This window comes from Streptomyces sp. NPDC058701, from assembly GCF_042715295.1.
GTDB lineage: Bacteria > Actinomycetota > Actinomycetes > Streptomycetales > Streptomycetaceae > Streptomyces.
On record NZ_JBHXSY010000106.1, the window covers coordinates 1 to 5398 of the forward strand.

General features: G+C 74.7%; 4 protein-coding genes. All 4 read right to left on the reverse strand.

The genetic code is table 11. The features are described 5' to 3' along the window. A partial coding sequence (locus ACFWW8_RS38005) for an amino acid adenylation domain-containing protein (protein ID WP_386537380.1) occupies positions 1-1902 on the reverse strand: 1902 nt, incomplete at its 3' end. Between the two features lie 5 nt (positions 1903-1907). Beyond that, positions 1908-2948 (reverse strand): TauD/TfdA family dioxygenase, encoded by a 1041-nt coding sequence (locus ACFWW8_RS38010; RefSeq protein ID WP_386537382.1) that lies wholly within the window; start codon positions 2946-2948, stop codon positions 1908-1910. Between the two features lie 49 nt (positions 2949-2997). Then, positions 2998-3795, reverse strand: a complete 798-nt coding sequence (locus ACFWW8_RS38015; RefSeq protein WP_386537385.1) for a thioesterase II family protein — start codon at positions 3793-3795, stop codon at positions 2998-3000. After that, positions 3792-5398 (reverse strand): amino acid adenylation domain-containing protein (locus ACFWW8_RS38020; RefSeq protein WP_386537387.1); only part of this gene is annotated, 1607 nt, incomplete at its 5' end. The genes ACFWW8_RS38015 and ACFWW8_RS38020, both read right to left, overlap by 4 nt.

Below are 5398 nucleotides of genomic sequence, written 5' to 3' on the forward strand. Positions count from 1 at the left end.
CGGGCGCGCGCCCCCCCCCCCGGGTGGGCGGGGGGGCGGGGGGGGAAGCACCCCCCCCCCCCCGGGTGGGCGGGGGGGCGGGGGGGGGGTTGGGGCGCCCCCCGCGACGAGCGTGTCGAGGTGGGCGGCGAGGTCCCGCAGGCGGGGGTGGGCGTAGACGGCCTTCACCGGGAGCGCGACGCCGAGTTCGGCCCGGACCCGGGACACGAGCTTGATCGCGAGGAGGGAATGCCCGCCCAGCTTGAAGAAGTTGTCGTCGGGCCCGATGCGCGAGGCGCCGAGCACCGCCGCCCACACGCCCGCGATCAGCTCCTGCGAGCGGGTCAGGCTCCCGGCCGCGGCGGCGGGCACCGGGTCGGCGGCGGCCGGGGCGGGCAGCGCCGCCCGGTCCAGCTTGCCGTTGGTCGTCGTCGGGAAGCGCTCCAGCGCCACGAAGGCCGCCGGGAGCATGTAGGCGGGCAGCGCCGCTCCGAGGTGCTCGCGCAGCGCGCCCTCGGTGGCCCGGCCGTCCGCCGCCCGGTAGTACGCCACCAGCCCGGGAGCCCCGTGCACCTCGTCGAGCAGCAGCACGGCCGCCTCCGCGACCCCCGCGACCGAGGTCATCGCGGCCTCGATCTCCGGGAGTTCGATGCGGTGCCCGCGCAGCTTGACCTGCCCGTCGGCCCGGCCCAGGTAACCCAGCCGGCCGCCCGGCAGCAGCCGTACCAGGTCGCCGGTGCGGTACATCCGGCCGCCGTACGCGGCCCCCTCGCCGGAGTCGGCGGTGAACCGCTCCGCCGTCAGCGCGGGCCGGCGCCGGTAGCCGCGGCCGACGCGCGGTCCCGCGAGGTACAGCTCGCCGCCCTCGCCCACGCCGACCGGGTTCAGCTTCTCGTCCAGCACCCGCATCCGCAGGCCCGGCAGCACACCGCCGATGTGGGGGGCGTCGGCCCCGTCGATCCAGCCGGCCGTGGAGTCCACGGTGCACTCGGTGGGCCCGTACAGGTTGACCGTACGCAGTACGCCCTGCGCGCCCTTCTCGGCGAGGCGGGCCCAGAGCGCCGGGGCGACGGCCTCGCCTCCGATCAGGAGGGTCAGCGGGCGGGGCCCGCCGTCGGCGGTGAGCAGATCCAGCAGCGGGTCGGCGTGCGAGGGGGTGATGTCGAGATCGGTCAGCGCCTGCTCGTCCACGAACCGGGCCAGCAGGGCCGGGTCGGCGCGGGTCTCCTCGTCGATCATCACGAGGGTGTCGCCGCGGCAGACGCGGACCCACTGCTGGACGGAGGCGTCGAAGGACGGGGAGGCGTTCCAGCCGACCCTCCCGCCGTCGGTGACGGCGATGTCCGCGCCCTCCAGCTCGGCGAGCAGCGCCGAGGCGGCGGCCCGGCCGATCTCCACGCCCTTGGGGCGCCCGGTGGAGCCGGAGGTGTAGATGACGTAGGCGAGCGTGTCGCCCCGGACGGCCACGGGAGCGTAGGCGGGGTCCGGGCCCTCGCCCGGCGCGGTCAGTTCGGCCACGGCGAGGTGGGCGACGCCCGCGGCGAGCGGCTCGGCGTCCGGGCCGGCCGTGACGACCAGGTCGGCGCCGGAGTCCTCGACCAGGTAGCGGCGCCGCTCGGCGGGCAGCTTCGGGTCCACCGGGAGGTACGCGGCGCCCGCGGTCAGGGTGCCGATCAGCGCGGCCACGAGGTCGGCGCCGCGCGGCAGGGCGAGCGCGACCACGCTCTCGGGGCCGATGCCGCGGGCCGCGAGGCGGGCGGCGATCCGCATGGCCTCGGCGCGCAGGGCGCCGAAGCTCAGCCGGCGGTCGCCCGCGACGACGGCGGTGCGGCCGGCGGGGGCCAGCGCCAGGCGGGCCAGCAGGTCCGCGGCGGGGCGCGGGGTCTCCTCGGTGCGGGAGCGCTCGGGAAGTACGGCGGTCACGGTGCTCACTCCCCGGCGAACGCGGTGGTGGACGGCTGGGTGGCGGGGGCGCAGTCGGCCAGCGCGACCGGATCCCCCATGGCGACGAGGATCTTGCGGTCGCCCTTGTAGGCCTCGCGGCCGTGGGCGCACAGGATGTTGTCGACGATCATCACGTCGCCCTGCTGCCAGGTCTCGCGCACCGTGACCCGGTCGTAGACGGCGTTGACCGCGTCGACCTCGGCGTCGGTGAGCGCGGTGCCGTCGCCCAGGTAGGTGTTGAACGGGAGCCCGTCCTCGCCGTAGGTCTCCAGCAGCACCTCCCGGATGTCCGGGTCGAGGGTGCGGCTGTTCCAGAAGGCGAAGTGGTTGAACCAGCTCTGCTCACCGGTCACGGGGTGCGTCACGATCGCCGACCGGCGCTGCCGGGTGATCATCGAGTCGTCTTCGTCGACCCACTCGTACCCGACGGTGTTCTCCTCGCAGTACGCCTCCGCCACCGCCTTGTCCTCGGTCGCGAACGTCTTGTACCAGGGCAGCCCGGCCAGCTCCGAGTAGTTGCGCACGAGCAGCCAGCCGGCCCGCGCGAACCGCTCGACCAGCTCCGGAGGCAGCAGGCGCAGCGCCTCGCGCATGTCGCCGACGGTGGTGGCGCCGCCCTCCTCGGGGGCGGTCACGCAGCCGAACAGCAGCACGCCGGGGAAGTCGAGGGTGTAGCTGTTCTCGTTGTGGAGCCGGATCGGCTGGACCGCCGGCAGGTCGGTGGAGGAGAAGACGCCCTCGCCGAAGTCGGTGCGCGGGGTGGCCTTCTCCTTGTACCCGGCGCGCCGCTGGATCAGCGCGTCGCGGGCGGCGGCGAAGGAGGCGGCGTCCGACACGGGCAGCCCGCGGAGCAGGACGGCGCCGGAGCGGTGCAGCTCGGCCTGGATGTCGGCGCGGTGGGCGTTCAGCCAGGCGACGGCCGTCTCCAGGTCGGCGCCGGCCGGGGTGTGGACGACGACCGGCTTGCCGGCCTCGCGGATCGGGCTGATGCCGGTGTCGGTGGGGGCGTCTGCGAACGTGGTCATGGCAAGGTCCTCAAAGGGGTGCGGAGGCGGGGCGGGAAGGGCCGGACGGTCAGGCGGCGGCGCGGGCCGGCAGGGCCCCGCCGACGAGGGGCGCGAGCACGGCGAAGAACTCGGGCAGCTGCTGCTGGAAGTAGAAGTGGCCGCCCGGCAGGACGTACGAGGCGAAGGGCCGGTCGGTGATCTGGGCCCAGCGGCCGAGCGTCTCGGCGGGGGCGACCGGGTCGGCGTCCCCGCCGATCACCGTCACCGGGCAGTCCACGCGGGCCGCGGACTCCTCGCAGCGGTACACGTCGTCGATGGCGAAGTCGGCGCGGATCGACGGGATGATGATCTCCCGCAGTTCGGGCTCGTCGAGGATGCCGTCGTCGGTGCCGCCGCGCTCCTTGATGGCGGCGACCAGCTCGTCGTCGTCGAGCCGCTCGGGGTGGACCGCGCACGGGTTGGCCAGGAACGGCGCCCGGCAGGCCGAGGCGACCAGGGCACGCGGTGTCCGGCCGGCCGCCTGAAGGGCCCGCACCACCTCGAAGGCGACGAGCGAGCCCATGCTGTGGCCGAGGACCACCAGGTCGTCGGTGGTTCCGGCGGGCAGGGACGCCACGACCGGGCCGGCCAGGTCGCCGATCGTGCGGGGCAGGTCCTCGGCGAAACGGGCACCGCGGCCCGGGTACTGGCCGATGAGCAGCCGCACGTCGGAGGGCAGGTGCGCGCGCCACTCGGCGTACGCGTGCGCGTTGCCGCCGGCGTGCGGCAGGACCAGCAGCGAGGTGCGCTGCGGGCCGTCGCCCGGCAGGTCCCACACCACGTCGTCGGGCGCGGGGGTGAAGTCCGGGTACGTGTCGTTGCTCATGAGGAACTCCGTTCCTGGTCGGGGGTGCGGCGGCGCAGTGCGGGCCGGGCCCGCCGGGGCGCCGCCGGCTCGGACCGCCGCAGGCCCTCGACGTGCTGGGCGAGGGTGGCGGGGGTGGGGTGCTGGAAGACGTCGCGGAGGGTGAGGGTGACGCCGAGGGTGGCGCCGATCCGGTTGGTGAGGCGGGCGGCGAGCAGGGAGTGGCCGCCGAGGTCGAAGAAGCCGTCGTCGATGGAGAGCGGCTCCGTCGTGTTCAGGGCCTCGGCGAAGTACGCGAGGACCGACGCCTCCAGCTCGGTCCGCGGGCCGCGCCCGCCGACGGTCGCCGCGGCCTGCGGGACGGGCAGTGCGCGCTTGTCGATCTTCCCGTTGGGGGTCAGCGGCAGCCGGTCGAGCAGGACCACGAAGGCCGGGACCATGTGGTCGGGCAGCAGCGTGCGCAGCCAGAGGCGGACGTCCTGGGCGGAGAGGGCCGGCGCGGTGGAGACGAGGTAGGCCGTCAGCTGGGGCGTGTTGTGGTGGTCGGGATGGGTCGAGAGAGTGGCCTGCGTGATGTCCGGGTGGGTGGTGAGGACGGTTTCGATCTCGGTGGGTTCGATGCGGAAGCCGCGGATCTTGATCTGGGTGTCGGTGCGGCCGGTGTAGTGGAGGTTGCCGTCGGTGTCCCAGTGGGCCTGGTCGCCGGTGCGGTAGAGGCGGGAGCCGGGTTCGCCGTACGGGTTGGGGACGAAGTGTGCAGCGGTGGTGGCGGGTTGGGCGAGGTAGCCGTGGGCGAGTCCGTCGCCGGTGAGATAGAGCTCGCCCGTGGCGCCGGGCGGGGCGGGGCGCAGGCGGTCGTCGAGGACGTACGCGTGTTTGTTGGTGAGCGGGCGGCCGATGGACACGGTGGCGGTCGGGCGGCCGGAGACCGGGATGGGGTGGGTGGTGGTGAATCCCATGGACTCGGCGGGTCCGTAGCCGTTGGTGACGGCCAGGTCCGGAAAGAGCGCGTGGAGGCGGTGGACGTGGGTGGGGGAGGCGGGTTCGCCGCCCGTGTAGACGATCCGCGTGGTGGTGAAGGTGTCCGGGTGCTCGTCCGTGAGGTAGTTGAAGAGGCTGGAGGACAGCTGGAGCATCGTCACCGCGTGGCGCCGGGACAGTGCGGCGATGAGTGCGGGTTCGGGTCGTTGTCCGGGCTGGAGGACGGTGGTGCCGCCGTGGAGGAGGGCGCCCCAGAATTCGAGGCTGAAGGCGTCCCACGAGACCGGGGAGCACTGGAGGAACACCTCGCCGGGGCCGAAGTCGGCGTAGGTCTGGGCGGTGAGCGTGGAGACGAGGTTGTGGTGGGAGGACAGGATGCCCTTGGGGCGTCCGGTGGAGCCGGAGGTGAACATCACGCACGCCACGTCGGCCGGCGTGAGACCGACGTCCGGGCTCCCGGAGTCCCGCCGCCCGATGGCCTCGCAGTCGGCGTCGACCAGCACGGCCGTCCAGGGGCCGCTCACCCGGTCCCCGTGCCGGGCGTCCGTGACGAGGACGCCGACCGCCGCGTCCCGCGCGGTCCCGACCAGGCGTTCGTCGGGGAACTCGGGGTCGAGGAGGGCGTATCCGGCGCCGGTCTTGA

Excerpts from the sequence above, each read along its gene's own strand:
- ACFWW8_RS38010 (WP_386537382.1), bottom strand. The coding sequence starts at position 2,948 with ATGACCACGTTCGCAGACGCCCCCACCGACACCGGCATCAGCCCGATC.
- ACFWW8_RS38015 (WP_386537385.1), bottom strand. The coding sequence starts at position 3,795 with ATGAGCAACGACACGTACCCGGACTTCACCCCCGCGCCCGACGACGTG.